Origin of the sequence: Spongorhabdus nitratireducens, assembly GCA_947387575.1 — a bacterium.
Lineage (GTDB): Bacteria > Pseudomonadota > Gammaproteobacteria > Pseudomonadales > Endozoicomonadaceae > CANDOC01.
On record CANDOC010000013.1, the window covers coordinates 22,599 to 48,547 of the forward strand.

Annotated in this window: 25 protein-coding genes; 10 read left to right on the top strand and 15 right to left on the bottom strand. The window is 48.9% G+C overall.

The annotated features are described in order from the left end of the window. Positions 1-148: 148 nt before the first annotated feature. Both ACYZZ0_RS20440 and syd read left to right on the top strand, forming a co-directional pair. Entirely contained in the window at positions 149-1,543 is a 1,395-nt protein-coding gene (locus tag ACYZZ0_RS20440; RefSeq protein ID WP_461538517.1) for a DEAD/DEAH box helicase, read from the top strand. Positions 1,544-1,599: 56 nt separating this feature from the next. Further along, entirely contained in the window at positions 1,600-2,172 is a 573-nt protein-coding gene (gene syd / locus ACYZZ0_RS20445; RefSeq protein ID WP_461538518.1) for a SecY-interacting protein, read from the top strand. A gap of 76 nt (positions 2,173-2,248) precedes the next feature. Here the strand turns inward: syd and ACYZZ0_RS20450 are convergent, their stop codons facing one another. Beyond that, positions 2,249-2,620, bottom strand: coding sequence for a Cif family virulence factor (locus ACYZZ0_RS20450; protein WP_461538519.1), 372 nt, complete (start codon positions 2,618-2,620; stop codon positions 2,249-2,251). A gap of 167 nt (positions 2,621-2,787) precedes the next feature. Then, the gene (mnmH, locus tag ACYZZ0_RS20455; RefSeq protein ID WP_461538520.1) at positions 2,788-3,882 is read right to left on the bottom strand and encodes a tRNA 2-selenouridine(34) synthase MnmH; all 1,095 of its coding nucleotides are present in this window, start codon (positions 3,880-3,882) and stop codon (positions 2,788-2,790) included. Positions 3,883-4,186: 304 nt separating this feature from the next. On the opposite strand from mnmH, the gene ACYZZ0_RS20460 reads away from it, so the two are divergent. Then, complete coding sequence (locus tag ACYZZ0_RS20460) at positions 4,187-4,504, top strand: hypothetical protein (protein WP_461538521.1); 318 nt, start codon at positions 4,187-4,189, stop codon at positions 4,502-4,504. Positions 4,505-4,522: 18 nt separating this feature from the next. Here ACYZZ0_RS20460 and ACYZZ0_RS20465 read toward each other — a convergent pair whose 3' ends face one another. The 6 genes from ACYZZ0_RS20465 to ACYZZ0_RS20490 all read right to left on the bottom strand — a co-directional run bounded on the left by ACYZZ0_RS20465 (position 4,523) and on the right by ACYZZ0_RS20490 (position 10,765). Then, the gene (locus ACYZZ0_RS20465) at positions 4,523-5,335 is read right to left on the bottom strand and encodes a nitrilase-related carbon-nitrogen hydrolase (RefSeq protein WP_461538522.1); all 813 of its coding nucleotides are present in this window, start codon (positions 5,333-5,335) and stop codon (positions 4,523-4,525) included. A gap of 207 nt (positions 5,336-5,542) precedes the next feature. Beyond that, positions 5,543-6,463 carry a class I SAM-dependent methyltransferase gene (locus tag ACYZZ0_RS20470; RefSeq protein ID WP_461538523.1) on the bottom strand — a complete coding sequence of 307 codons (921 nt, stop codon included), beginning with the start codon at positions 6,461-6,463 and terminating at the stop codon, positions 5,543-5,545. Between the two features lie 24 nt (positions 6,464-6,487). Continuing rightward, entirely contained in the window at positions 6,488-7,759 is a 1,272-nt protein-coding gene (locus ACYZZ0_RS20475) for a cytosine permease (RefSeq protein ID WP_461538524.1), read from the bottom strand. Positions 7,760-7,896: 137 nt separating this feature from the next. After that, positions 7,897-8,613: a helix-turn-helix transcriptional regulator gene (locus ACYZZ0_RS20480; RefSeq protein WP_461538525.1), complete on the bottom strand. Its 717-nt coding sequence runs from the start codon at positions 8,611-8,613 to the stop codon at positions 7,897-7,899. Between the two features lie 103 nt (positions 8,614-8,716). Beyond that, a complete protein-coding gene (locus tag ACYZZ0_RS20485) occupies positions 8,717-9,262 on the bottom strand; it encodes a hypothetical protein (RefSeq protein WP_461538526.1) in 546 nt (181 codons plus the stop codon). 210 nt (positions 9,263-9,472) lie between these two features. Continuing rightward, positions 9,473-10,765, bottom strand: coding sequence for a dicarboxylate/amino acid:cation symporter (locus ACYZZ0_RS20490; RefSeq protein ID WP_461538527.1), 1,293 nt, complete (start codon positions 10,763-10,765; stop codon positions 9,473-9,475). Positions 10,766-11,302: 537 nt separating this feature from the next. On the opposite strand from ACYZZ0_RS20490, the gene ACYZZ0_RS20495 reads away from it, so the two are divergent. The 6 genes from ACYZZ0_RS20495 (at position 11,303) to rplT (ending at position 16,462) form a co-directional block, all read left to right on the top strand. Then, the gene (locus ACYZZ0_RS20495) at positions 11,303-12,265 is read left to right on the top strand and encodes a substrate-binding domain-containing protein (protein WP_461538528.1); all 963 of its coding nucleotides are present in this window, start codon (positions 11,303-11,305) and stop codon (positions 12,263-12,265) included. Positions 12,266-12,353: 88 nt separating this feature from the next. Beyond that, positions 12,354-12,974: a bifunctional phosphoribosyl-AMP cyclohydrolase/phosphoribosyl-ATP diphosphatase HisIE gene (hisIE, locus tag ACYZZ0_RS20500; RefSeq protein ID WP_461538529.1), complete on the top strand. Its 621-nt coding sequence runs from the start codon at positions 12,354-12,356 to the stop codon at positions 12,972-12,974. Between the two features lie 161 nt (positions 12,975-13,135). After that, positions 13,136-15,055 (top strand): threonine--tRNA ligase, encoded by a 1,920-nt coding sequence (thrS, locus tag ACYZZ0_RS20505; RefSeq protein ID WP_461538530.1) that lies wholly within the window; start codon positions 13,136-13,138, stop codon positions 15,053-15,055. 65 nt (positions 15,056-15,120) lie between these two features. Continuing rightward, a complete protein-coding gene (infC, locus tag ACYZZ0_RS20510) occupies positions 15,121-15,666 on the top strand; it encodes a translation initiation factor IF-3 (protein ID WP_461538634.1) in 546 nt (181 codons plus the stop codon). A gap of 216 nt (positions 15,667-15,882) precedes the next feature. Further along, positions 15,883-16,077, top strand: coding sequence for a 50S ribosomal protein L35 (gene rpmI / locus ACYZZ0_RS20515; protein ID WP_461538531.1), 195 nt, complete (start codon positions 15,883-15,885; stop codon positions 16,075-16,077). Between the two features lie 28 nt (positions 16,078-16,105). After that, positions 16,106-16,462, top strand: coding sequence for a 50S ribosomal protein L20 (gene rplT, locus ACYZZ0_RS20520; RefSeq protein WP_461538532.1), 357 nt, complete (start codon positions 16,106-16,108; stop codon positions 16,460-16,462). 143 nt (positions 16,463-16,605) lie between these two features. Here rplT and ACYZZ0_RS20525 read toward each other — a convergent pair whose 3' ends face one another. From ACYZZ0_RS20525 to rarD, 3 genes are all read right to left on the bottom strand, one after another. Continuing rightward, a complete protein-coding gene (locus tag ACYZZ0_RS20525) occupies positions 16,606-18,096 on the bottom strand; it encodes a CoA-acylating methylmalonate-semialdehyde dehydrogenase (protein ID WP_461538533.1) in 1,491 nt (496 codons plus the stop codon). Between the two features lie 81 nt (positions 18,097-18,177). Beyond that, the gene (gene aptA / locus ACYZZ0_RS20530; protein ID WP_461538534.1) at positions 18,178-19,518 is read right to left on the bottom strand and encodes an omega-aminotransferase AptA; all 1,341 of its coding nucleotides are present in this window, start codon (positions 19,516-19,518) and stop codon (positions 18,178-18,180) included. 297 nt (positions 19,519-19,815) lie between these two features. Beyond that, positions 19,816-20,709, bottom strand: a complete 894-nt coding sequence (gene rarD, locus ACYZZ0_RS20535; RefSeq protein ID WP_461538535.1) for an EamA family transporter RarD — start codon at positions 20,707-20,709, stop codon at positions 19,816-19,818. 107 nt (positions 20,710-20,816) lie between these two features. Here rarD and ACYZZ0_RS20540 point away from each other — a divergent pair, with 107 nt between their 5' ends. Next, entirely contained in the window at positions 20,817-21,737 is a 921-nt protein-coding gene (locus tag ACYZZ0_RS20540; protein WP_461538536.1) for a LysR family transcriptional regulator, read from the top strand. 30 nt (positions 21,738-21,767) lie between these two features. Here ACYZZ0_RS20540 and ald read toward each other — a convergent pair whose 3' ends face one another. From ald to dctP, 4 genes are all read right to left on the bottom strand, one after another. Beyond that, positions 21,768-22,889 (bottom strand): alanine dehydrogenase, encoded by a 1,122-nt coding sequence (gene ald / locus ACYZZ0_RS20545; protein ID WP_461538537.1) that lies wholly within the window; start codon positions 22,887-22,889, stop codon positions 21,768-21,770. 29 nt (positions 22,890-22,918) lie between these two features. Next, on the bottom strand, positions 22,919-24,223 hold the full coding sequence (locus ACYZZ0_RS20550) for a TRAP transporter large permease (protein WP_461538538.1): 1,305 nt from the start codon (positions 24,221-24,223) through the stop codon (positions 22,919-22,921). 15 nt (positions 24,224-24,238) lie between these two features. Continuing rightward, complete coding sequence (locus ACYZZ0_RS20555; protein WP_461538539.1) at positions 24,239-24,796, bottom strand: TRAP transporter small permease; 558 nt, start codon at positions 24,794-24,796, stop codon at positions 24,239-24,241. Between the two features lie 74 nt (positions 24,797-24,870). Further along, positions 24,871-25,887, bottom strand: coding sequence for a TRAP transporter substrate-binding protein DctP (dctP, locus tag ACYZZ0_RS20560; RefSeq protein WP_461538540.1), 1,017 nt, complete (start codon positions 25,885-25,887; stop codon positions 24,871-24,873). Positions 25,888-25,949 lie beyond the last annotated feature (62 nt).

The following is a 25,949-nucleotide window of genomic DNA, read 5'->3' on the forward strand; positions in this document are numbered from 1 at the left end:
TCCCAGCACAATCTGCCTCCCGGCAGATAGCTGGTGCAGGGAAAGTCAGTATCGGTACTGTATCCGGGAAAGTGCAGACCTCAATGGAAATTGCTGATAACCTCACTCTCCGCTTTCTATTTCTCTTGTTTGGTATATCTCGAATCTCATGACCCACTCCTTTGCATCCCTGGGTTTATCTGCTCCTTTACAACAGGCGCTGGACGAACAGGGCTATCGCGAACCGACTCCGATTCAGTCCAAAGCGATTCCCATGATCCTGACTGGCCGTGACATGATGGCAGCGGCACAAACCGGTACCGGTAAAACGGCCGGATTTACCCTGCCACTGCTTCAGCGCCTGTCCGATATGAAAGCATCAAAATCGGGTGCACCAAGAGCCCTGATTCTGGTACCGACGCGGGAACTGGCTGATCAGGTCGGTAAAAGTGTGGAAGCCTATGGCCGACACTTGCCATTCAAGTCGGCGATTATTATTGGTGGTGTTGATGTCGAACCACAGCTGCAACAGCTGCAGCAGGGTGTTGATATTGTTATTGCGACCCCCGGTCGACTGAAAGACCTGCTCAACCAAAAGAAACTGTCACTGCAACAGCTGCGCATGCTGGTACTGGATGAAGCCGACCGAATGCTCGATCTGGGCTTTATTCAGGAGATTCGCAGTATTATCAGTCTGCTGCCCCAGAAGCGACAGAGCCTGATGTTCTCGGCGACGTTCTCACCGGATATTGTTGCGCTGACAGAAGAACTGATGCGCCATCCGGTTCGGGTTGAAGTTGCTCCCAGAAACAGTGCTGCTAAAACCGTTAAACAAACTGTCTACGCGGTGGATGTGCAGGATAAGCCTGATATCTTGTCGTATATCATTCAGGGCGGAAAGTGGAGCCGGGCACTGGTTTTTGTTCGTACCAAAAAGCGGGCGGACCAGCTGGTGGAGCAACTGGCAGAAGAGCAGTTAAGTGCGGTTGCAATTCACAGTAATAAAAGTCAGATTTATCGCACCCGGGCACTGGATGCGCTGAAGAAAGGTAAAGTCAGAATTCTGGTAGCGACTGATGTGGCAGCCCGTGGTCTTGATATTGAGCAATTGCCGTTAGTCGTTAACTATGATTTGCCTAAAGTTGCACAGGACTATGTTCATCGAATAGGTCGAACCGGGCGTGCAGGTGAATCCGGCCGGGCCATTTCACTGATGAGTCCGGAAGAACGCAAGCTGGTTGGAGCCATTGGTGAATTGCTGGGTCGTAAGTTGGCACCGGAGCCGTTGCCATTCTTTGAAGATGGCGTGCTTGATACTGCTACCTTTGAAACCCCGGTAAAAAAGACCTTGAAGGTACGCAAACAGACAACGTCTCAGAAGAAAGGCGGTGGTTCAAATCCGGCAAAGCAGCCCCGCAAAGGTCAGGGTTCGAATCACAGATCTGCCAGGAACAGCAATAAAGCCGGTACGGCAAAAACCGACTCAAAAAATAAACGGCCAGCCGCTGCTAAAAAAGTCGGAGGCTTTGGCGCTAAGCCGAGAGTACGACGTCAGAGTTCATGAATATAGCGGTTATCAGTTAGCCGTTTATACCCCGTTTCAGCAAAGTACAGAGCAGAATGTCAGATACGTCGAACAAACAATCGTCAGTCACCCGTGAGCTGGATTTGTTTCAACAGCGATTTATGACCCTGTATCGGGATCGGTACCAGTCAGATCCGGTTATTGAGTTTGATCATGAGTGGGTATCACCCTGTGAAAAAGGTGAACCGGATACGGATAATCAAGTTTGCTGGCATCCCGTTGCGATCAATGATGAGTTGAGCTTTGCTTCAATGGAGCAGGCTTTGAAGCTTGAGCTTCATCCTGATCTAAAGTCCTATTTTGCCAGCAGTTATAGCGATAACCTGCCGGCAAAATGTGCTGATGGTCAGCTGGAGTTGCTACTGCCATGGAATCGTCGGGACTTTGACCGGCTACAGGAAAACCTGATTGGTCATATTATGATGAAGCGCAAGCTGCGTCAGGCCATTACGATTTTCTTTGCTGTTACTGACGACGATGAAATTATACTGTCGGTAATGAATGATACCGGTGAGGTTTGGGCTGAGCGGGTAGGCAAGGAACCTCACCGCAAGATTGCAGATAATCTGGCTGAATTTATTGCCGGGCTTGATCCGGTGGTTAAGTAAAAAGGTTGAGTAGAGAAAAGACAGATTGGCAGGTATCGGGCTGATACCTGCCAAGCGTAGCTTATATCAATCAATTTCAGAATTGTTCGGTAATTTCAAACTGATCTCTCGCCAGTTTCCATACGCCATCCGGCTGTTTCACCCACTCTTCCAGAGTAATAACACCCCGACCGATATTCATCGACCAGTTAGCTCCCAGTTGAACTGTTTGCTTGTCCTGCTGCTTGAGCCAGATTTCTGAATACTCCAGATTGGAGGCGCCGGACTCAATAAAGGGGCGCCATAAACCATCGACGCTTTTGGCTCCGCTGAAATCTCCAAGAGGCTTGACCTTGACTTCGGCATCGTGAAGGTAGCCGGCGACACAATAATCGACATCCCCCTTGTTGAAATGCTTGACCCAGTTCTGGCTGGCTTTGAGCGCCTCAAGCAGTATGCTGTGGTTCATGGTGCTGCTGCCGTATAAATGGCTGATGGGTATGAGCCTAGTTGAAGTTAAATCGTGTTGCCGTAATTTAACAAGAACTGATATACGATAAAGTCAAGGCTTCAAGATGGGAAGCGAGTACGGTGGCGATAACCGCACTCATTTGGTGCTCTTTATGCAGGATGGTATTACTGCATGCGGGTGGTCAGCCAGTCCCGAATTTCTGAACGATCTCCGCGAAAAACAGGTTTTGGCTTCTTGGTAAGCTGGTACTCATACATCGGATCGTAATAATCACGCAGCAAAGTGGTGATCCACTTTTTATGGCGCGATTTATCGCCTGTTGCCTGTTCTTCCTCCAGTGCCTGAGTGACGATGTCGTGCAATTCCTGATAGCGTACGCCACCCAGCCGCTTGCGAATTCGATACAGACTGTCTGTCAGACCTGATGCATAGCTTTGGTAACCTTCTTCCTCACCGTAGGCCTGCTCGCAGCTTTGACGATTCTCGAGAATATATTCCTCAAAGGTAATTTCAACCCGGTACTCCAGCGACTCTTCCAGTTGTACCAGTTCTGACTGCTTCATCTTTTCCCGCAAATTATCCGGCAGACTGCAGCGACCAATCAGTCGACTCTCATCCTCAAGCAGCAGGGTGTTATTACCGGCTGCACATTGCTTCATCATGGCAATGGACAGGGCATTTTCAAAGCAGATTTGGGACGGTTGGCCACCGACTCTGCGACCAAAGCTGGAGCCCCGATGGTTGGCCAACCCTTCCAGGTCAATATTGGCGGGCACCTGATGCAGCAGACGGGTTTTGCCGGTACCGGTTTTACCGCCCAGTACAATAAACCGGGTCTGTTGCAGGTTGTGTTCCAGCTCGTCAATCAGAAACCGGCGCAGCGCCTTGTAGCCGCCCTTGACCTTAGGGTAAGGAGAACCTGACTCGGCAAGCCACTGTTGGGTAATACCTGATCTCTGGCCACCACGGAAACAGTACAGAAAGCCTTCCGGATGCTCCCGGGTAAATGCTTGCCAGGCTTCCAGACGTTCCGCCTTGTTTCTGCCTGATACTAACTGATGTCCCAAGGCTGTGGCTGCCTCGGGTCCCTGCTGCTTGTAGCAGGTACCGACTTTCTGGCGCTCGGCATCGTTCATGATCGGCAAATTCACAGAGCCGGGAAACGCGCCCTTGCTATATTCCAGAGGCGCCCGGACATCCATCAATGGCACATCATTCAGAAACAAAAATCGGTAATCGTCAGTGTCGTTGCGAGTCATCAATATTCAGTGCTTCAGTTGAACGGGGGAGTTCAGGTATCAGTAAAAAAGAAAGGAGTTCAGAATACTCTGAGTCATTTTGCTCTGGCTCCTTACCTGAATAGCTGGCAGCTATTATATGCAGTACGCAGCGGTTTGCTATGCCGCAGAGTCATACTGTGCGGATTAGTTAGTTGTGCTTGCTCGCAAGCAGTAAGTGGTCATTTCTTACCGGAGCGGGAGGATTAGTCGTTTTGACCAAAGCAAAGCTCGGTTGATCTCATATTATTGATGCTTTTCAGGCAAGTGAGACCGGATAGAAGTTATGTCCCTGAGTTCTTCTCAATGCATCTTGATGTGGTACACCCACCGGCGTCAGGCCAGCTCTCTGTGGCAAGGTGTATGCAGGAGTGATTTTGACAAGCTGAAGAGTACAGGCCGTGAGGTGGTGAATAAGCCGGTATCAACTCATTCTGTAGAGTGCTGTGTTCGGCCGATGATACAGATGCACTATACCCAAATGGCATTCTGGTCCGAGTTATTGGAACAACGCGGTTGGTCTTTTGATATCAATCAGGATAAATGGGTGCCGGCCAAAGGCCTCAGTGGTCAAGCTGCTTTGGCAAAAAAGCGAGTGCGGTAACAAGACCTCAATCGATTTTTAGTCATGGCCATACAAATGCGGTTTGCGATCTCGCAGGTAAGGGATCGTTTGTCTGAAACGGGCAAGATCCTCGAGATCAATGTCTGCAGTCTGAAATCCGAGCTCGCCTTTCATCTGACTGATAACAGTACCGCGGGGGTTACAAACCATACTGTTGCCGAACAGGTGAAAATTATCACTTTCATGATGTTGAACGGCATTAATGCCGGCAACAAACAGTGAATTCTCCAATGCCCGCTGGCGCAGGTTAAGTTCCCATAAATCACGATCAAGGACGGGCCAGGCGGCAGGAACAATCAGGATCTCCGCGCCCTGCTGACACAGCAGACGTGCAGCTTCCGGAAAACCGATGTCATAACAGATAAGAATGGCAATGCGTCCCAGGGAAGTATCAAAACAGCGAAGTTGGTCACCTGCCCGGAAGTGCTCTTTTTCCAGCCCCCAAAGATGAACCTTGGCATACTCTCCGGCCACATGCCCTTGATCATCAATCAGCACAGCTCCATTGTAGGCAACCCCTGGCATGGCTGTTGGCAGCACAACAGGGCTGACAATATGGCACTGAAACTCCCGCGCTACTGCACTCAGATTATCCAGACTCTGCGGATAAGACTGAAGTCCATAATCAATCGTGCTATGCCCGAGTTTATGAAGGTTATAACCGGTACTGAAAAGCTCGGGCAGACAAATCAGGTTGGCTCCGTTTTCAGCAGCTTCCCTGCATAATGTCGTAGCGGCTTTGATGTTTTGCTCGGTGTTACCCAGTTTGCAGGGTGGCTGGACAAGGGCAATTGAGACAGGTCGGCTCATGCAAGATCCTCTCGGTGATATTGCCCAGATCCGTGAATCATCAGCGAGCAACTACAATATTGTATTTATAACAGCAGGCAATATAGTTGCGATTTCAGGCTTTAACCAGTTCGTACGTGCAAATACCTACCCTCTAAAGCTGGTAATCAGGGCTGATATTTATCCTGACTCCAGCTCTTTTGAGTTAAATGTGTGTTCCTTTGGCCGCTATTCGCTATTTTTGAGGCGATAATGCAGCACTTTAAGTGCTCTGTCCGGGTTGGTATCTACAAAGGCCGGCGGGTTATCCAGCTGGTTCATAAACTCCAGCTCTGGTGCTGCTTCAGAGACCTGACTTTTCAGAAAATCCCGGCTGAGCTCGGGTGCATTCAGGCATAACAGAGCCTCGCCTTCAGGAGCCAGTAGAGAAGGCAGGCGGCGCAGGACTTTTGAATAATCCTTGGTGGCGATAAAGCTGCCTCGCTGAAAACTCGGGGGGTCGACAATTATCAGATCATAGGGGCCGGACTTTCTGAGTCTGCCAAAGGTTTTGAACAGGTCATGAGCCAGATAGCGAATGCCTTTATCCAGCCCGTTTCTGGCATGGTTTTTCTTTCCAGTCTTCAGTGCTCCGCCACTCATATCGAGATTAACCACACTGTCTGCACCGCCGGCAGCGGCGGCGACCGAAAAAGCACAGGTATAGGCAAACAGGTTCAGCACCCGCTTGTGTTTACTCTGAGCTTTTACCCACTGGCGTCCGGAGGCCATATCAAGAAATAATCCGTGATTTTGCCCCTGCAGCAAACTGATCCTGTATTCAAGCTCTCCTTCCTTTACCCAGTGTTCCTCCGGGATAGCGCCTGAAATGATTTCAGTGGAGACTGGGTATTTTCCGCGATTTTGCCATACCAGATTAAAGTCCTGATCCGGAAAGCAGGCTTGCCACCATTGCTGGATACTCTGGATATATACCTTCAAATCTTCTTCGGAAGGCGTTTTGAAGGTTGTCAGTAGCAGGGCAGGAGGAAAGAGATCCAGCGTAATGGCTTCATACCCGGGATAACAATGGCCCCGGCCATGAAAAATACGTTGAGCCTGGTCGAGTGCCAGCTCCTTTGGAAGGTAGGACGAAAGAGGTGAGGTCATGCAGTAGTCTGGCTATATGTTTGATTAAGAGTTGGATAAATTGCAGCGGATTTTAACCATGTTCAAACCAAAATAAACCAGTGCGGATACCAAAATGCCGGTAATTGTTGGAATACCAATGTCATAGATACTGCATAACCAGGATGTCGCGGCTCCGGTTAGCCAGCCAGTTAGAGCAGAGCCATTAACTTGCAGGTCAGATGCATCAGAATGAGCAGAACGGGATTCTGATCGGTTGGCAAAGATCAGGCAGTCAACCCAGATAACGCCAACGATAGAGGGAATCAGGATGCCGAGCCAGGTCAAAAATTCTATGAAGGTATTGATGATGCCACTGGCGGCAAAGAAAGTACCGATGCAGCCTGCCAGCAAGGTCAGATTAAACCGGGCAGTCGAAGTGAAAATATTCTTCAGGGCGAGGCCGACACCATAGGCATTTACAATATTGGATGAAAGAGATGCCAGCAGAATAATCATGAAGGCTGACCAGCCAAATCCAAGGTCAGCGAGGGTTTGAGTAATATCCCAGGTTGGAGTGTTGATTGCCAGAATTGAGGCACAAATCTGCTGGGCCGTGCAGACTACCCCCATGCCTATACCGGCAACCAGCATTACATCCTTTGAGGTACGGGTATAGCGGGTAACATCCGAGGCAACAACCGAACTGACCACGAACAGTCCGATGATCATATTGATACCCTGGGTGATGCTCAGCCCTTGATTGGCCGGCTGATACTGCAGTAGATCACCCAGCGTATTGGTATGCAGGGTAATCACCACACCCCATATCATCAGACCCAGCAGCAGTGGAATTCCAAGATAGTTTGATAGTGCCATAAAGCGGAAGCCTGCTGCTGCAAAAAACGTCATCAGGCTTCCAAGGGCTATGGCAGCAAGGGTGAAATCAATCGAGGGGTAGATTTTTTGCAGTGACAGTGCAGATATGGAGGTCTGAATCCCGAACCAGCCACAGCTGGAAATGGCGAGCACCATGGAAATCAGATACTTACCGGCTGTTGAACCAAAAACCTGATTGGTAATGATGTATGTGCTTAATCCGCGATGGCTGCCAATATACCCGGTAAGAAATGCCATTAATGCCAGTATCAGGTTGCCACTAATGGATATCAGGATGGCTTGCTGCAAGGAAAACTGCTGGATCAGAATGCCGCCGCCCATCAGGGCGCTCATGCAGATATTGACACCCATAAAATTGAACAGCGGAGCCTTCCAGCCCAGTCGATCCTGTTCGGGAATAACGGATATCGCATGACTTTCTGCTTCTTTGAGTGCCACGTAAATACTTCCCGAATCCTCAAAGGTTCAGTCTGAGTTAGCGTTGCTGCTATTTTGTTACGATACGGAAGATTCTTTATAAAGACACTTGAGTCTGCAAAATGTTCAGATTTGATGTGCAAGCTATTGAAAGTGTCCTAATCCAGAAAAACGGTCAGGTGCTGCTGAAAAATAGAGGGCACAATAAATTTATCCAGCCCCATACTGAATGCTACATCAATAACATCACGGTATGAGTGCACATTGAATTTGGTTTTCAGCCGGTCAATATGAGTGCGTACACTGTTTTCTGAAATATTCAGCACATGTGCAACTTCTTTGGGTTTACGATTGCACATTAACAGAAACACAACCTCGGATTCCCTCGTGGAGAGGTTGGGGAAATTTGATATTTTCAGGTCAAAATGCTGATTCGGACGGGTGTCCTGACGCATTGCATTGCGAATGGCGTGATTCAGTTTCATCCACTCGTCTGATAGCGGTCGCCCCTGAAGAATACAGCCGGTAATGGAGTCATGCTCGTTGTAATAGGGGTTGGTAGAGTAAAAGTGAACATACCAGCCATGGCGATTGTTGGGGTGAATAGCAATATTGCGAATAGGTTGAGCAGTCCGGATGCATTCAACATCATAGGATTTGAACTCATCACCACAATCCTGATAACAGGGGCATGGAGGGTCAATAATATCCCGACCGCTTATATCATAGGATTCAGGCAGCCCGACTTCCCGGTGATGCTTATAGTTGGTATATACAAACCGCTGGTTTAAATCCCTGACAATCCATACGTTATGGTCATCATGACGCATGGTATTCAGGTGAGCCGGTGATAAGGTGAACTGTTTTTGATCCATACGCATCACTGCAAAGTAATAAGTTATTGCCTGTTTTGCTGAGCGCGGGATCTGAGTATAGGTTATTTTGTGGATTTGACAGCAACATTTGAGATTATGACTATCAAATTGTGTCTTCTCCCCTGAGTTGGCCATGCAACCGGCTTTGAAACAAGTCGCTCAAGCCATTTCCGGACAACATGCAATGGGCCATGCTCTGTAGAAACTCGCCATATCCTGGGCTGGCCGGGTTGATTGTCCACATCATATTCCAGCGTGCACTATTCAACTCTCTGATTTGGTTATCAACCAGTGTTAGTGTCTGTTTAAAAAATACATTGGTATACGAACAGATAAATGAATACTTGCTGCGACCGGCCAGCATGCTTCGGTTAAATACGGTGACATCATCAAAGAAGGGGCCGAAAAAAAACTGCAGTATCTCCAGAATTTCTTCAGCAGGTTTGCTTGAACGGGTCACGATGGTGAGTTGACAGGATTGTTTATGCTCATGCCGGGCCTGAAAAAACTGGCGGTGCTGATGTTGATACAGCGGGCAGGTCTGGTTTTTTTCCACAATGCAGAAATCATCGCTGTAGCCTTCACCCTCAATACGTACCTCTTTGGTAAAGGCCTGACTGGAGGCATGTTGCTTTTGTGTTTCTGACAATTTGTTTTCTTTATGCCATACCACCGTTTCATCAAAATCGAAGAAGAAATGCATCGGAACGCCGGATGTGATGTGTCAGCAGGTTTTTCAATAAACAGTTATTTCCGTCAAACAGACTAGCTGTGAAAAATGTAAAGGGGAGATAAAACCAAAAAGCCCGGAGTTTAATCCGGGCTTTTTCAGTCAGTTGATGCTATCCGGGAAGGATGCTCAGGCGGCTGCAGTCTGGCTGTAGCCTTTGACGTTATTGGTGTCGCGCATTGCTTCCAGATCAATCTCGCCTTCGGTGCGGGCAACAATGGTGCTGACAGCAGTGTCACCTACCACGTTGGTCACGGTGCAGACAGCATCAAGGATACGGTCAGTAGCGATAATGATACCCAGTGCTTCAATCGGCAGACCCATCTGATGCAGGATGATACCGGTAGTTACCACTGCGCCACCCGGAACACCACCGGTAGCAATTGCCAGCAGGAAGGTGGTCACGGCCAGGGTCACCAGCTCGCCGGTGCTGAAGTCGATGTTGTAGGCGAAGGCTACGAAGATGGTAGCAACAGCCATGTAGATTGCCGCGCCGGACATGTTCATGGTTGCGCCCAGTGGTACAGAGAAACCGGCAACCTTGTCAGATACACCCAGCTTCTCGGTCAGGGTACGGTAGGTAACCGGAATAGTCGCGTTGGAGCTGGCAGTGGAGACAGCGAACATCATCTGCTCACGGGTCTTGCGAATAAAGTTCAGCGGGCTGGTACCGGTGATCAGGCCGACAACAATCGGGTAGAAGATGAACAGCCAGATGCTCATTACCAGCAGGCCGGTCATGACATAGGTGAATACGCTGGCGATAGAAGCAGTGTCCAGAGTAGCGGCCAGCTTGGCGGTCAGGAAGAACACACCGTAAGGGGCCAGAGACATCACCATGGTGATCAGCTTCATCATCACATTGTTAGCAACTGCAAAGGCGTTGCTGGCACTGTGAGTGTCCTTGTTTTCCAGCGTCTTGATAGCAACACCGGTGATGATTGCCATAAACAGAATCTGCAGGATGTTACCTTCAGCGAAAGCTGCAACCGGATTGGACGGAATAATACCGGTCAGCAGGCTCAGCAGGGAAGGTACTTCGGTACGGCTCAGTGCCAGGCTCTCATCGGCCAAACCCAGCTGTGCACCAACACCCGGCTGAATCATCATTGCGATAATGATCGCAACGGTAATAGCAATAATGGTGTTAACCAGATATAGACCGAAAGTCTTGATACCCAGACGGCCAAACTGACCGATATCTTCCAGGCTGCAGATAGCGTTGACGATGGAAATAAAGACCAGCGGTACAACCATCAGTTTGATCATGGCAACAAACATGCTGCCACCGGCGCTGAACAGGCCGTTAACCAACCAGCTGTAAGCCATACCGTCCGGGGAACCGGTATATTTAATCAGAACCCCCAGACCCAAACCCATAACCAGGGCGATCAGAATACGTTTTGCCAGATTACTACTCATCTCTCAGGCACCTTAGACATATTGTCATTATCACGTTGTTGGCGGCGACACTAACCCAAGTATTTATCGCAGGGCAATACGTCTAATTTTGGGTGTGAGTAGTGGTTTTTAATGCGTCTTGATCGATTTTGTGGTTTTTTGTTCTGAATGCCCTAGCGAAAAAGTCAGGTTTACACCTTGATTAATAGTTCGGGCAATATCAAATGGCTGCGTACAAGTGCTTATGCGAATTGAGGGTGGTTTTGCCTTGGGTCAATTTTTCAATAACTGCAGCCGGGCTTTTCAGGAATGACTTTTGCTAATCGACGCTAAAGCTGATTTTTAAACTCTTAGAAATACAGGTCAGTCGTCGCTGGTTTTATGTGATGTGACAGTAGCAATGGCTTATTAAACACCATGCTGACTCGTAGCCTGAAGTGCTCTTTCAGTGATAAACGTCAGACTTTCCTGATTATGGCATTCTCTCTGTCGATCATTGCGACCCCTGCTAGACTGGAATAGTCATTTTTCACCTGATTCCTGCAAAGGTCAGGCCACATGTCCTGTTTTATCAAATTATTGTTCCCGTTATTGTTTCTGCTGTCTGCCATGACATTGTTCGCCAGTCCGGTGTCATCCGAGCAGAAGATTCAGGCGCCGTTAATTGCCCTGGTACTGCAGTCGATGAGCAGCGATCTGAGCCGCCGGATGGAGCGTGCTGCACTGCAGTATCGCAACAAACATCCGGATAAATTCCGGCTGCAAGTCACTGGTGTGATGAATGATGTGGAGGTTGACCAGCAGATTAAACAAGTCGACCGGGTAGTAAAAGAAAAGGCATATGGCCTGGTCATTGACCCGGTAGACCCGCGTCGTTTGGTACCTGCTATTGATCGTGCGCATCGCAAGGGCATAAGGGTCGTTGTTATTCATAACCATCTTGACTGGCAGGCAATGGGAAAGAGGCACCTGCTGGTTCCGTTTGTCGGGCCGGATAACCGCCTGGCCGCACAGCAGGCAGGTTTGTACCTTGCCGGCAGGTTAGAGAGAGGGGATCGGGTTGCCATAATCAAGGGGCGTCCCGGTTCGGCAGCCAGCTTTGAGCGTACTAATGGTTATCGTCAGGCCATGCATCAGGCCGGGCTGTCTATTGTGGCAACCATCAGTGCCCGGGGGCAGGAAGATCAGGCACAGAGAATAGCAATGAAATTGTTAGGGGAATTTCCTGCCCTGAGAGGTGTTATGGCCACCAATGATGAAATGGCGATAGGTGTTGTACAGGCGCTTGAACGGCAGAAGCTGGCAGGAAAAGTGGCAGTGGTCGGCTTTGGGGCCTCATCACAGATTAAACCTTTTATTGAATCAGGTTCTATTCTGGCAACGGTTGATCCTGAGTTGGAACAAATGGCGGTAGAAGGTATTGATAAATTGCTGTCAGGCAGCGGTGGTGACCGGGCACTACCGGCCCGACTGGTGGATCGCCGTAACTATGCCAATACACCAGCGAATCAGGATATGTAGGGATTTATACTTGTTGCCTGCCTTAAAAGGAGCGAAGATAGCCGCGCATCCCTGTCAGTAGTGACGAAGCGAACAGCGGTAAAACATAATGGATAACAAGCAACTGGATCCGGGAACCCTCAATTGGGATAAAGTTGATGGCATGATTCCGGCTGTCATTCAGGATCATCTGTCCGGCAAGGTTCTGATGCTGGGGTATATGAATCAGGAAGCCTTGAAACATACCCTTGAGTCCGGTCAGGTGACTTTCTTCAGCCGCAGCAAACAAAGACTGTGGACCAAAGGCGAGAGTTCCGGTCATTTCCTGTCGCTGCAATCCATTCAGGTTGATTGTGATGGAGATACACTGCTGGTGGGCGCCAGCCCTGAAGGCCCGACCTGCCATCTGGGTACTGAAACCTGCTGGGCCGGATCAGATGAACCGGCAGTCAGTTTTCTGGCCGACTTGCAGCGGGTCATTGCCGGCCGTAAAGGTGCTGATCCGGAATCCTCCTATACCGCACAGCTATTCCACCGTGGTACCAAGCGTATTGCACAGAAAGTGGGAGAAGAGGGCGTAGAGGTCGCACTGGCAGCTACGGTGAATGATAATGAAGAACTGCTGAATGAAAGCGCTGACCTGCTGTATCACCTGCTGGTTCTGCTGCAAAACCAGGGACTGGGGCTGGAAGATGCCATTGCAGTTCTGCGACAGCGGCACGGTTCCTGATTGACATTTTCTGATTCAGGCGTATAAAGCACTTTCCTTTTTCGGCTGGCGCCAGAGTATGGCGCAGCCGGTAATCACCATGTGGCTTCTGGTAATGGCCACCACTGATAAAGCTCAAGTGATCCAGAGTAGGGATCACCACTGAAATGCGGAGAACAGACATGCCTGTTATTACTCTTCCCGACGGCAGCAAACGGGAATATTCCGAAGCGCTGTCCATTATGCAAGTTGCTCAGGATATTGGCCCGGGTCTGGCCAAGGCGACTCTGGCTGGTCGTATTAATGGCGACCTTAAGGATGCCAGCGCGCTGATCGAACAGGACGCTGACCTGTCCATTATTACCTCCCGAGATGAAGAAGGCGTTGAGATTATCCGCCACTCTACCGCTCACCTGCTGGCGATGGCGGTACAGGATCTGTACCCGGGTTGTCAGGTAACTATCGGTCCGGTTATTGAAGACGGCTTCTATTACGACTTCTCTTACGAGCGTGCTTTCACCCCTGAAGATCTGGAAAAGATCGAGAAGCGTATGGGTGAGCTGACCAAGAGTGATATGGCCATTGAACGTGTCACCATGACCCGTGAAGAGGCTGTCAGCGCGTTTGATGCCCGCGGCGAAAAGTACAAGGTTGAAATCATCAATGAACTGCCGGAAGGCGAGGTGATTTCCGTCTACCGTCAGGGCGACTGGATGGACCTGTGCCGTGGCCCGCACGTACCATCTACCGGCAAGCTGAAAGCATTCAAACTGATGCGCGTGGCCGGTGCCTACTGGCGTGGTGATTCCAGCAATGAAATGCTGACCCGCATTTACGGTACTGCCTGGGAAGACAAGAAAGCTCTCAAGGCTTACCTGCAGCGTCTGGAAGAAGCGGAAAAGCGTGACCACCGCAAGCTGGCCAAGAAGCTGGACCTGTTCCATATGCAGGAAGAAGCGCCGGGCATGGTGTTCTGGCACCCGAACGGCTGGAGCATCTATCAGGCGCTGGAACAGTACATGCGCCAGAAACAGCGTGAGCATGGCTATCAGGAGATCAAGACTCCGCAGCTGGTGGACCGTTCCCTGTGGGAGAAATCCGGTCACTGGGACAAGTTCAAGGACGACATGTTCACCACCAACTCGGAAGAGAAGGATATCGCGGTCAAGCCGATGAACTGCCCGTGTCATATCCAGGTCTACAACCAGGGGCTGCGCAGTTATCGTGATCTGCCGCTGCGTCTTGCCGAGTTCGGTTCCTGCCACCGTAACGAGCCGTCCGGTGCACTGCACGGGATTATGCGTGTTCGTGGCTTTACCCAGGATGATGCCCATATCTTTGTCAGCGAAGACCAGATCCAGTCTGAAGTATCTTCTTTCATCGATATGTTGCACGAAGTTTACGATGATTTCGGCTTCACCAACCTGATTTACAAGCTGTCTACCCGCCCTGAAAAGCGCGTAGGTTCTGATGAAATCTGGGACAAGGCAGAAAAAGCCCTGGCTGAAGCACTGGATGCCAAAGGCCTGCCATGGGAAGAACTGCCGGGTGAAGGCGCATTTTATGGCCCGAAAGTTGAATTTTCTCTGAAAGATTGCATTGGCCGCGTGTGGCAATGTGGTACAATCCAGGTCGACTTCTCAATGCCGGGTCGCCTGAGTGCAGAATATGTGGACGAAAGCGGCGAGCGTCGCACCCCTGTCATGCTGCACCGCGCCCTGCTGGGCTCCTTCGAGCGCTTCATCGGTATCCTGATCGAGCACTATGAAGGCAAGTTCCCTACATGGCTGGCCCCGGTACAGACTGCTATTCTCAACATCACTGATAAGCAGGCAGCGTATGCCAGTGAGTTGGCTACCGCACTTGAAGCTCAGGGATATCGTGTAAAAGCGGACTTGAGAAACGAAAAGATCGGCTTTAAAATCCGTCAGCACACTCTGGAAAGAGTGCCTTATCTGCTGGTTATCGGCGATAAGGAAATGGAATCCGGCACTGTTGCCGTCAGAACCCGTAATGGTGAAGATCTGGGAAGCATGTCTCTGGAAGACTTTACCCAGCACCTGGCGGCTGACATTGCCAAGCGTGGCCGAGCTGCCATCTGACTCGAACAGGAGATACTGCAATCAGACGTGCTAATATTCGTGACCGGCGCCCACAGCGTCCGCCGATCAACGAGAATATCCGTGCAAAAGAAGTCCGCCTCATCGGTGTAGACGGTGAGCAAATCGGTATTGTTGACATCCGTGACGCACTTGAAAAGGCGAAAGAAGCCGGTGTCGATCTGGTAGAACTGAACCCGAATGCTGAGCCGCCGGTGTGCAAGGTCATGGACTATGGCAAGCACCAGTACGAGCAGAAGAAGCAGAAGGCGGCCGCCAAGAAGAAACAGGTACAGACCCAGGTTAAGGAAGTAAAATTCCGTCCGGGGACTGAAGAAGGGGATTACCAGGTAAAACTACGCAACCTGGTACGTTTCCTTGAAGAAGGGAATAAGGCGAAGGTATCGCTGCGTTACCGTGGTCGTGAGATGGCTCACCAGGAACTGGGCATGGAACTCCTCAACCGGGTTGAAAAAGACCTGATTGAGCTGGGTACCGTTGAACAGCGTCCGAAAATGGAAGGCCGTCAGCTGATCATGGTTATCGCTCCCAAGAAGAAAAAGCAGGCTCCGCAACCGAAGCCTGCTTCCACCGAGAAGTCTGAAGAAGCTTAATTCTTCTGACCTTCCGCTCGAACGTGCCGGCAGTTGTTCTGCAGCTGCCGGTTTGTTTTTGCGGAAAACCTGACTCGGTGGGCATTCTGTCTGTTGATTGTTCTCCATAAGGCTATTGTCGTATGAAGAATGTCGGGCGACAGAATGTTTTTAAATTTCAACTCGGTAGTCAGTCGCAGGAAATGTTGATTGCTGCCCAAATGCGGAGTGTTTTTCATGCCAAAGATGAAAACCAACTCAGGCGCTGCGAAGCGCTTTAAGAAGACTGCAAGCGGTTTCAAGCGCAAGCACGCCTTCAAGAGCCACATCCTGACCAAGATGACTACCAAGCGTAAGCGTCAGCTGCGCGGCACCAGTGCCGTGTCCAAGGCTGATACTCCGCTGGTAGAGCGCATGCTGCGCGTACGTTAATTCATCAAGGTTTTAGAGGTAAAGGCATATGGCACGTGTTAAGCGCGGTGTCGTCGCTCGTCGTCGTCACAAGAAAGTTCTCAAGCAGGCTAAAGGTTACTACGGTGCACGTTCACGTGTATTCCGCGTAGCTAAACAGGCAGTCACCAAAGCGGGTCAGTACGCTTACCGTGACCGTCGTCAGCGCAAGCGTCAGTTCCGTGCGCTGTGGATTGCCCGTATCAACGCCGGTGCGCGTCTGAGCGGTCTGTCCTACAGCCGTTTCATCGCTGGTCTGAAGAAGTCCGCGATCGAAATCGACCGTAAGGTACTGGCTGATCTGGCTGTACACGAGAAAGAAGCTTTCTCCCAGCTGGTTGCAAAGGCTAAAGCCGCTCTGGCTTAAGTCTGTGACCGCTGTCTGGTGTTAAGCCGGAAAGCTGATTTAAAAAGGAGAGCATTTTGCTCTCCTTTTTTTATGGGTTTTATTATGTGACGAGTGTCTGCTGTTCAGTTGCCAGGTAAATCAGACCTTCTTATGAGCAGTAATCATGAAGGAAAGGCAAACTGGGCTCCTTCGCGAACGCCAGCAGATGGCCAGCGTTGTGTAATGGTTTTGCGTTTGGTGTAGAAGCGCACAGCATCAGGCCCATAAGCATGCAGGTCACCAAACAGCGAGCGCTTCCAGCCGCCGAAACTGTGGTAAGCCACAGGTACAGGTAGTGGTACATTGATGCCGACCATGCCAACTTCGATATGATCGGAGAAGTAACGGGCTGCTTCACCGTCACGAGTAAAGATACAGGTGCCATTGCCATATTCATGATCATTAATCAGGTTCATGGCTTCCTGCATACTGTTTACTCTGACAACTTGAAGTACAGGGCCGAAAATTTCCGCCTTGTAGCTATCCATCTCAGAAGTGACATGATCAATCAGGGTCGCACCCACGAAAAAGCCGTTTTCATGGTTTTCAATGCTTGGATTGCGCCCATCTACAACAACCTCTGCACCCTGTGCTTCTGCACTGTCGATAAAACCATTGACCTTATTCTGATGTTCTCGAGTAATGACCGGGCCAAAGTCATTACTACTGTTGTCAAATGCTCCTACCTTGAGAGGCTGCATTGCCTGTTTCAGGCTTTCTATCAATCTGTTGGCGGCTTCGTCACCCACAGCAACCGCTACAGAAAGCGCCATGCAGCGTTCGCCGGAAGAGCCAAAGGCCGCGCCCAGTAGCTGGTTTACAGCATTGTCCATATCAGCATCCGGCATTACGATGGCATGGTTTTTTGCGCCACCCAAAGCCTGACAACGCTTTCCGTTTGCATTGGCTGTGGCATAGATATACTCAGCAATGGGGGTTGAACCTACAAAGCTGACGGCTTTGACGTCATCATGCTTAAGAAGGGTATCAACAGCTTCCTTGTCACCCTGGACAACATTCATTACGCCTTTTGGTAGCCCGGCCTCTTCAAGTAACTGGGCTATAAACAAGGTTGAGCTGGGGTCTCTTTCGGAAGGTTTAAGTACAAAACAGTTACCACAGACGATTGCCATGGGGTACATCCAGAGAGGGACCATCGCCGGGAAGTTAAAGGGCGTAATGCCGGCCACAACGCCAAGGGGTTGAAATTCACTCCAGGAATCAATGTCGGGGCCGACATTTCTGCTGTGTTCGCCTTTCAGCAGTTCAGGAGCGCTACAGGCGTACTCAACATTTTCAATACCACGTTGAAGCTCTCCCATTGCGTCATGACTGATCTTGCCATGCTCTTCGCCAATCATGCGGCAGATCTTGTCACTGTTTTTTTCCAGCAGCTCCTTGAAGCGAAACATAACCCGCGCTCTTTTCAGTGCGGGTGTATTGCGCCATGCAGGGTATGCTTTTGCAGCCGCAGTAATTGCAGCTTCTACAGTGTTCGCCGGAGCAATGGCTACCTGACGACTGACTTCACCTGTAGAAGGATTGAATACATCCTGGGTACGGCTGGCATCAGTCCGTATTTCTCCGTTAATCAGGTGTCCAACCAGTTCCATAAGTTACCTCTTATCATGTAAACCTGCTTATGCAACCAAACTACACAAGCAGTCTGTTTGTTGTTTTGAGTTGATAATCAATCAGAGTTGCTGAATGGATTCGCCCAAAGCATTGATCAGGCTGTCAATTTCTTCGGGCTCCGTAGTGAACGGTAATCCCAGTTGGATGGTGTCTCCGCCATATCTGACGTAGAAACCCTTTTGCCACATGCTCATGGCAATCTGGTAGGGTCTTAAAGCGGGTTCACCCGGAGCGGCTGCAATAGTCATCGCACCTGCCAGGCCGTAGTTACGAATGTCTGTGATTTTATCCAGACCTTTCAGACTGTGTATCGCTTCCTCAAACAGCGGACTGATATCAGCAACTCGCTGAATCAGTTGATCTTTCTCAAGGATATCAAGGGTCGCCAGAGCTGCAGCACAGGAAACCGGGTGTGCTGAATAGGTATAGCCGTGAGGTAGTTCCAGCATGTAGTCAGGTCCCCCCTGTTCCATGAAACAGTCGTATATTTCACTTTGGACTACCACTGCTCCCATCGGCACGGTGCCATTGGTCAACTGTTTGGCCATACCCATGATGTCCGGTGTTACCCCGAAAGCTTCTGCGCCGGTATTGGCACCCATGCGACCAAAACCTGTAATCACCTCATCAAAAATTAATAAAATCTGGTGCTGATCACAAATCTCTCGCAGTCGATTCAGGTAACCTGCCGGAGGAGGAAGTACGCCAGCAGAGCCCGCCAGAGGTTCTACTATTACAGCCGCTATATTGGCTGCGTCATGAAGGGCAATCTGTTCCAGCAGCTCATCAGCCAAATGAGCCCCGTACTCAGGCATTCCCTTTTGAAAGGCATTTTCTTTCAGAACGGTATGGGGGAGATGATCTGCATCGACTGCCTGACCAAACAGGGAACGGTTTGGTCCAATGCCTCCAACACTGATGCCTCCAAAGTTAACACCGTGATATCCCTTGCTCCGGCCAATAAGCTTGGTCTTGGAAGGTATTCCTTTTTTGCGCCAATAGGCACGGGCTATTTTCAGGGATGTTTCTGCTGACTCGGAACCAGAACCGGTAAAAAAAACGTGATCAAGCCCGGTGGGGGTTATTTTCTTTATTCTATTGGCCAGCTCAAACGATAGTGGATGAGCAAACTGAAAAGCCGGGGAGTAGTCCAGTTTTTTAATCTGGCTGGAAACTGCTTCAGTGATCTCTGGCCTGCTGTGTCCTGCTCCGCAGGTCCACAAGCCGGAAAGGCCATCAAATATTTTACGGCCGTCAATATCTGTATAGTAATTACCCTGGGCTGAAACAATGATACGTGGATTCTTTTTGAATTCTCTGTTTCCACTGAATGCCATCCAGTGGGTACCTAAATAATCAGGGTCAGACATTAACTGCTCTAATGATTGCGGGTGAGGCATTCGCAACTCCTTTACATAACCGCTGCGGGTTACATTTTTATTATTTTCGTGGCATGGGCTTGCCTTAGCCTTGGGGTCACTGTGCCTGAGCTATATGTTTAATTAAATTTTGAGATATTAAATTTAAATTAAGTAAATAGTTAACTAATGTTAGCTTCTTCATTTAGACTGAATTTAATTCAGCGACTCGCTTGATAAATGCTTTCTATGTGACTGAAGATGGAAAAAGCGTCGTACAGAACAAAATCCATACGACGCTTTAATTGTTAGTCGTTAATTGCTTCAGGTTTAATTGCTTCAGGGGTTATTGGATGCTGCCTGGTTTCGGATTGCGATGATCGACTCGGCGCAAGTCAGCCCCACTGCTCCCCATATCAATCCGTAAGATAGATATTGATCACTGCTGAACGGCTCGTGAAAGACGAACACTGCAATCAGAAACAGCACTGCCGGCTCAAGATAACCTAATAACCCGAAAAGGGTTATGGATAATCTGCTGGAAGCCATGAGATAAAACAACATCGATGCTGCAAATAATCCACCCAGGCCGATAAGCATTGCCCAGCCTTGCCATGATGATAGTGGTGCTTTTGTTAAGCCATCGGACAGTAACAGAATACCAATACCGGCCGGGAGATAGATCAGTGTTTCGATGAAGTTACCTGCCAATGGTGATATCGCAGCTTTTTTTCTGACAATAAAGTAAAAGGGATACAGGCCGGCTACCGCCATTGTCACCCAGGACAGGCTTCCGTATTTAAATACTTCAATGAGAACTCCCTGAATGGCCAGAAAGAGTGCAAACTGCTGATTTCTGCTGATCGACTCGCCATAGACAACCTTGCCCGTTAATACCAGTGTTAAGGGTAACAGGAAGTACCCGAGGGAAAGTTCCTTGGTTTGTCCCTGTAGTGGTGCCCAGACAAAAAGCCACCACTGAATACCCGCAAGCAGGGCTCCCAGAGTCAGTAGCAGTAAAACTTTTACTGACTTGAAGGCTTCTGTCACTTTGTTCCACTGGCGACAAGCTAAAACGATAAAAGCCAAAATCAAGGCAGTAAAGATGATGCGATTCCAGAATACAGAATAGCCATCCATGCCAAGCTGCTGGATATACCATGGGGCAATGCCAAAAAGTATTGATGCCATTACAGAGCAGGCCAGACCAGGTATGGATAAGGCAGTATTCATTGCGGGCTCCGTTCAAAAAACAGGTATTTTGAATGGACTCTAGATAGAAATAAGGTTAATTTAAATTGAATATGAATTAAGTATATTTAATTAATTGTTTAACTAATATGAGAAGTAGCAAGGAATTCAGAGGCCAGCTTGGTGATGCCGATCTGCGAATTCTGAGAATCTATAGAACGGTTGTGGAGTGTGGTGGCTTCTCGGCTGCTGAAGTTGATCTGAATATCACGCGTTCCGCCATCAGTATTGCTATATCCAGTCTGGAAACCCGGTTGGGTTTCAAACTTTGTCATAGAGGGCGGTCAGGATTTTCACTGACAGATGAGGGGCATGATGTTTATGAATACACCCTTGAATTGCTCTCTGCTATCGAAAACTTCAGAACCCGGGTCAACAGTCTCCATGCCGCTCTCAAGGGAGAGCTGAATATCGGTATCACCGATAATCTGGTTACGATCCCACATATGCTGATTACCCATGCTCTGGCACAACTAAAAGAAACCGGACCGGATGTAACTGTCAACATCAGAATGATTCCTCCCAATGACATCGAGCGTGCTGTTTTGTCAGGCCAGCTGCATGTTGGTGTTGTTCCGGACATACGTCACCTGTCAGGGCTTGAATATCACCATTTGTATAAAGAAAAATCTTTCCTCTATTGTTCTGATCTCCACCCGCTTGCCGGTCTTGATGAGCAAAGTGCCCGTATTCAAACATCCAAGCAGGATACGGTCGTGCCTGCATATGCCCAGTCTGCTGCCATAAAAACGCTTTATCAAAATTTTAAAGCCAGTGCGACAGCAACAGATCGTGAAGGTATCGCATTTCTTGTTTTGACAGGAAAGTACCTGGGTTTTTTACCTGAGCACTTTGCCGATCAGTGGGTCAGAGAAAAAAGAATGTTTGCGCTGGAAGCTGACAAATATCACTACACGACAAATTTTTCGGCCATAACCAGTAAAACGGCAAGGAAAAATCTGGTTCAGGATACTTTTATGGACTTGTTGCTGGATAAGAACAGCAGGTAGGGCTGTTGCCCTGCCTGCATCGGATATGGGTCAGATTTCCTGTATCATCTCGGTTGCTGGTACATAAGGCTTGTTTTGTGCGGCAGCAACACTTTCACAGGTCAAAACACCTTTGCAGACATTCAGTCCATTTAACAAATGTTTATTTTCCATGAGTGCACTGCGAGTGCCTTTGGTTGCCAGTTCCAGAACATACGGCAGGGTTGCATTGTTAAGTGCCATCGCTGATGTGCGTGCCACTGCTCCAGGCATATTGGCAACACAGTAGTGCACAACGTCGTCCACTATATAGGTAGGATCAGCATGAGTCGTTGCCCTGGCGGTTTCAGCGCAACCACCCTGATCTATGGCGACGTCTACAATAGCTGAACCAGGCTTCATGGCAGCAATCATTTCCTTAGTGATCAGCTTGGGAGCGGCTGCACCCGGTATCAATACACCACCAATAACAAGGTCGGCCTCAAGCACATACTTTTCTACCGACTGTCCGGTGGAGTAAATTGTCTTGATCTTGTTTCCGTATTGCTGATCGAGTTTTTTCAGCACTTCCACAGAGCGATCAAGAATAGTCACGTCGGCACCCATACCAACGGCCATGGCAGCTGCATTGGCACCCACTACACCACCTCCGATAATAGTGACTTTCGCTGCTTCGACACCGGGAACGCCACCTAACAGTACACCTCTGCCCTGGCGGGATTTTTCCAGGCAAGCTGCCCCGGCCTGAATCGACATTCGACCTGCGACTTCTGACATGGGGGCCAGCAGCGGTAATCGACCCGAATCGTCAGTAACGGTTTCATAAGCGATACAGGTTGCGCCGGATTTAATCAGGTCATCTGTCTGGGCAACATCCGGAGCAAGATGAAGATATGTAAACAGGGTGTGGTGTGGCTTTAATCGCTGTCTTTCTACGGCGAGAGGCTCTTTTACCTTAACAATCATTTCGGCTTCAGCAAAAACCTCATCTGCTGTAGCGAGAATCACTGCTCCGGCAGCAATATACTGCTCGTCAGAGAAGCCGATGCCATCACCCGCACTGGTTTCCAAAACAACCTGATGGCCGTGGGCCGTCAACTCTTTTACGGAAGTCGGGGTCAAACCAACACGGTATTCGTGGTTTTTAATTTCTTTGGGTACACCAATAATCATTGTTGTTTTTCTCCAGGTGATAGGACTTTTTATTCAATACCCAGTACCAGTCCGGGCAGATACAGAGAAAGCTCAGGTATGAATGTAACGATCAGTACCATGGGTAAATGACCGAAACAGAGCAGTTTCAAGGTGGGTTTCAGGTATTTATTCAAGGGTAATTTGCTGACTCCACCGGCCATATACAGCATGGGCGCGCAGGGTGGTGAAACATTGCCAAGGCCCAGATTGACACCGACAATGGCAGCAAAGTGAATGGGGTGGATTCCCAGTTGTTGAATCACTGGTAAAAAGATAACAGCAGCCAGTACGCTACCTGAAATATCATCAACAATCATACCGATAAGTAACAGCAGAACATTGATTAACAGCAGAATCACATACTTGTTGCTGGATAATTCCAACAGGGCTTCAGCCAGCTCTTTTGGAATCTGTTCAAGAATCATGGCACGACTCATAATGAACAGAAAAAACAGCACCGCCATAATGGATCCGGTCATTGTGACTGCACGCACAGTAGCTGTGCCGAGCGTTTTGAAAGACAAACCTTTGTAAACAAACAGGCCTACAGGGATCGCGTAAATGACAGCAATTGCTGCTGCTTCAGTCGGTGTTGCAATACCGCCATAAATAGCCCCCAGGATAATCAAGGGCATCAGCAGTGCAAAAAAGGCACGATAGCCGGTTGTTGATATTTCTTTGACCACACCCTTGAATGGTAGGGGCGGATCAACTTTGATATCAGTGTTATTTCGGAGAAACCAGAAGTTGAGACCACAGTAGATCAGGGTCAGCAAAATTCCGGGTATTATGGTGGAGAGAAAGGCTGCGCCTACTGATAATCCACCCGTTATTGCGAAGACAATCATCGGAATGCTGGGGGGGATCATTAAGGCCAGCACGGATGAGCAGGCGACGAGTGCCGTTGCATGCCCCTGTGGATAACCTTCTTTGACCATTCTCGGGATCATGATCTGCCCGATTGCTGCAATAGCCGCTGAGGAACTGCCGGAAATTGCACCAAAAAGGGCACAGGTGAGAACGGTTACAGCCCCCAGGCCGCCTTTTATTCGACCTACAAACGCATTGACAAAATTTAGAAGTCTGTTTGAAATCCCCCCTTCTGCCATGAGTATTCCGGCATAAATAAACAAAGGTAAGGCCAGCAGGGCAAATCCACTTGCGGTTTTAAATCCATGAGGAATGAGAAATGAAATATCGTTCCCTGTCAGCCATGTAAACAACAGTGCTCCGATACCAAAAGAAAATGCGACCGGAACTTCCAGCAATAATAAGACGACCACAATTAACATGGTCAGAAGAAAAAGAGTCATTACATCTGCCTGTATTTATTTTGATTGTTCAAGTGCAGGTGTTTTCAGGTTTTTCAGAGTTCTGTATTCCCTGACGGTATCGATCAGAAAATAGCCAGTCATCATAAGAAAACCAAGGATCATGCTGCCGCTCCATAGCCCTTTAGGCCACTGCAAGTAGATGCTTGAACGTCCTTTTTCGATAACAAAAAATGCGTATTTACAGGCGAAGTAGCCAAATATTATGGTCGCTACAATGCATATCGCAGAGCGCCCAAGCTTGATCAAGTACAGCTTGAACGGATCTGAAATCAGCAGACTTACAATACCTCCCGTTATGTGTTCTTTTTGTTTTGAGGCGTATCCCATGCCCAAAAAGTAAATCCAGACACCAAACAGAATGGTGACCTCTTCAATACCTGCAAATGGAGAATCCAGCATGTATCGCATGATGACCTGGGCAAACATAAGGGACGCAAGAGAGATAGCGGCCAGAATCATCAATGATCTGAGGATGAAATCAATAAGAATTTCTGACTTCGAAATAAATCCTGAATGTATTCGGGTTGTGTTTTCTAGACTTGATAAGGACATCAGCTAATCTCCTGAGTGCGTAAATCGCGGCACTTCAAAAAATTGAAGTGCCGCCTCGCCAGAATCGAGTGGTTTTAGTTGACGCCTGCAACATTTTTGACTGTTGCCATCAATTCAGGACCGATGACTTTTTCCATAGATGTCCACTCATTCTTGTAGAGCAGCTGTTTGGCATTATTCAGTTCACTGTCTGACAGTTCAACGACATTGATTCCGGCTTCCTTTACTTTATTCAGATAGCTTTTATCAATGTTTTCAGCTTCGGCCCAGGTCCACTCCAGAGCCTTGTCTGCAGCAGCTTTTACCTTAGCTCTCTCTTCCGAGGGCAGGTTGTCAAACCAGTCTTTGTTGACCAGCCAGAAGGCATGTTCGAAGTAATCCTGTGTCAGTACATAGGTTTCGAGTACATCCCGCATCTGCCATATTTCAACGGCCGGGCCAAAAGAGCGACCGTCGACAGCACCTAACTGCAGGCCGGTGTAAAGCTCACCATAGGGCATTGGTACGGCCGAGAATCCCCAGGTTTTGAAACGATTAACCCCCAGCGGTGAAGGAACCACGCGCATTTTGATACCTTTGGCATCTTCCGGGAACTGAGTTGGTACCTTTCCAACGCCCTTTCGAATGGCAATGGAGCCAAAGCCGGTCGGAATCATGCCAAGTGCAACAAGATCAAGGTCTGCCAGAATTTTGTTATACACATCCAGCATCGGACCATTCGGACCATATGCCTTGCGTGCAGATTCCCAGTCATCAACCACGTATCCCAGCCAGCTCAGGTCGAGTCGGCGATCAAACTCTGATGCCCCGAATGACAATGTCATCGGGATGGAACCATGCATTGCCTGCTCAAACTGCGATGCCCAGTCACCCAGATCTCCCCCTGGGTGATACTCAACATTCAGTTTTGAGTTTTGTTGTTTCAGTGCCTCCATGAATTTTTCGGATGATGCGTGAAAAATGTGATCAGTTGGATAAGACTGAGCCAGAATAAAGCTGTCTTTAGCTGATGCTGTTTCTGCGACGGGAAGAGATATCGCCAGAGTGAGTGATACAATCGTTACAACATTTTTGATTTTTTGTTTTAACACCAGACGGTTCTCCGGTTTTTTTAATTATTATTCGGTCAACCCCTGACTTTCACTGCAATGTG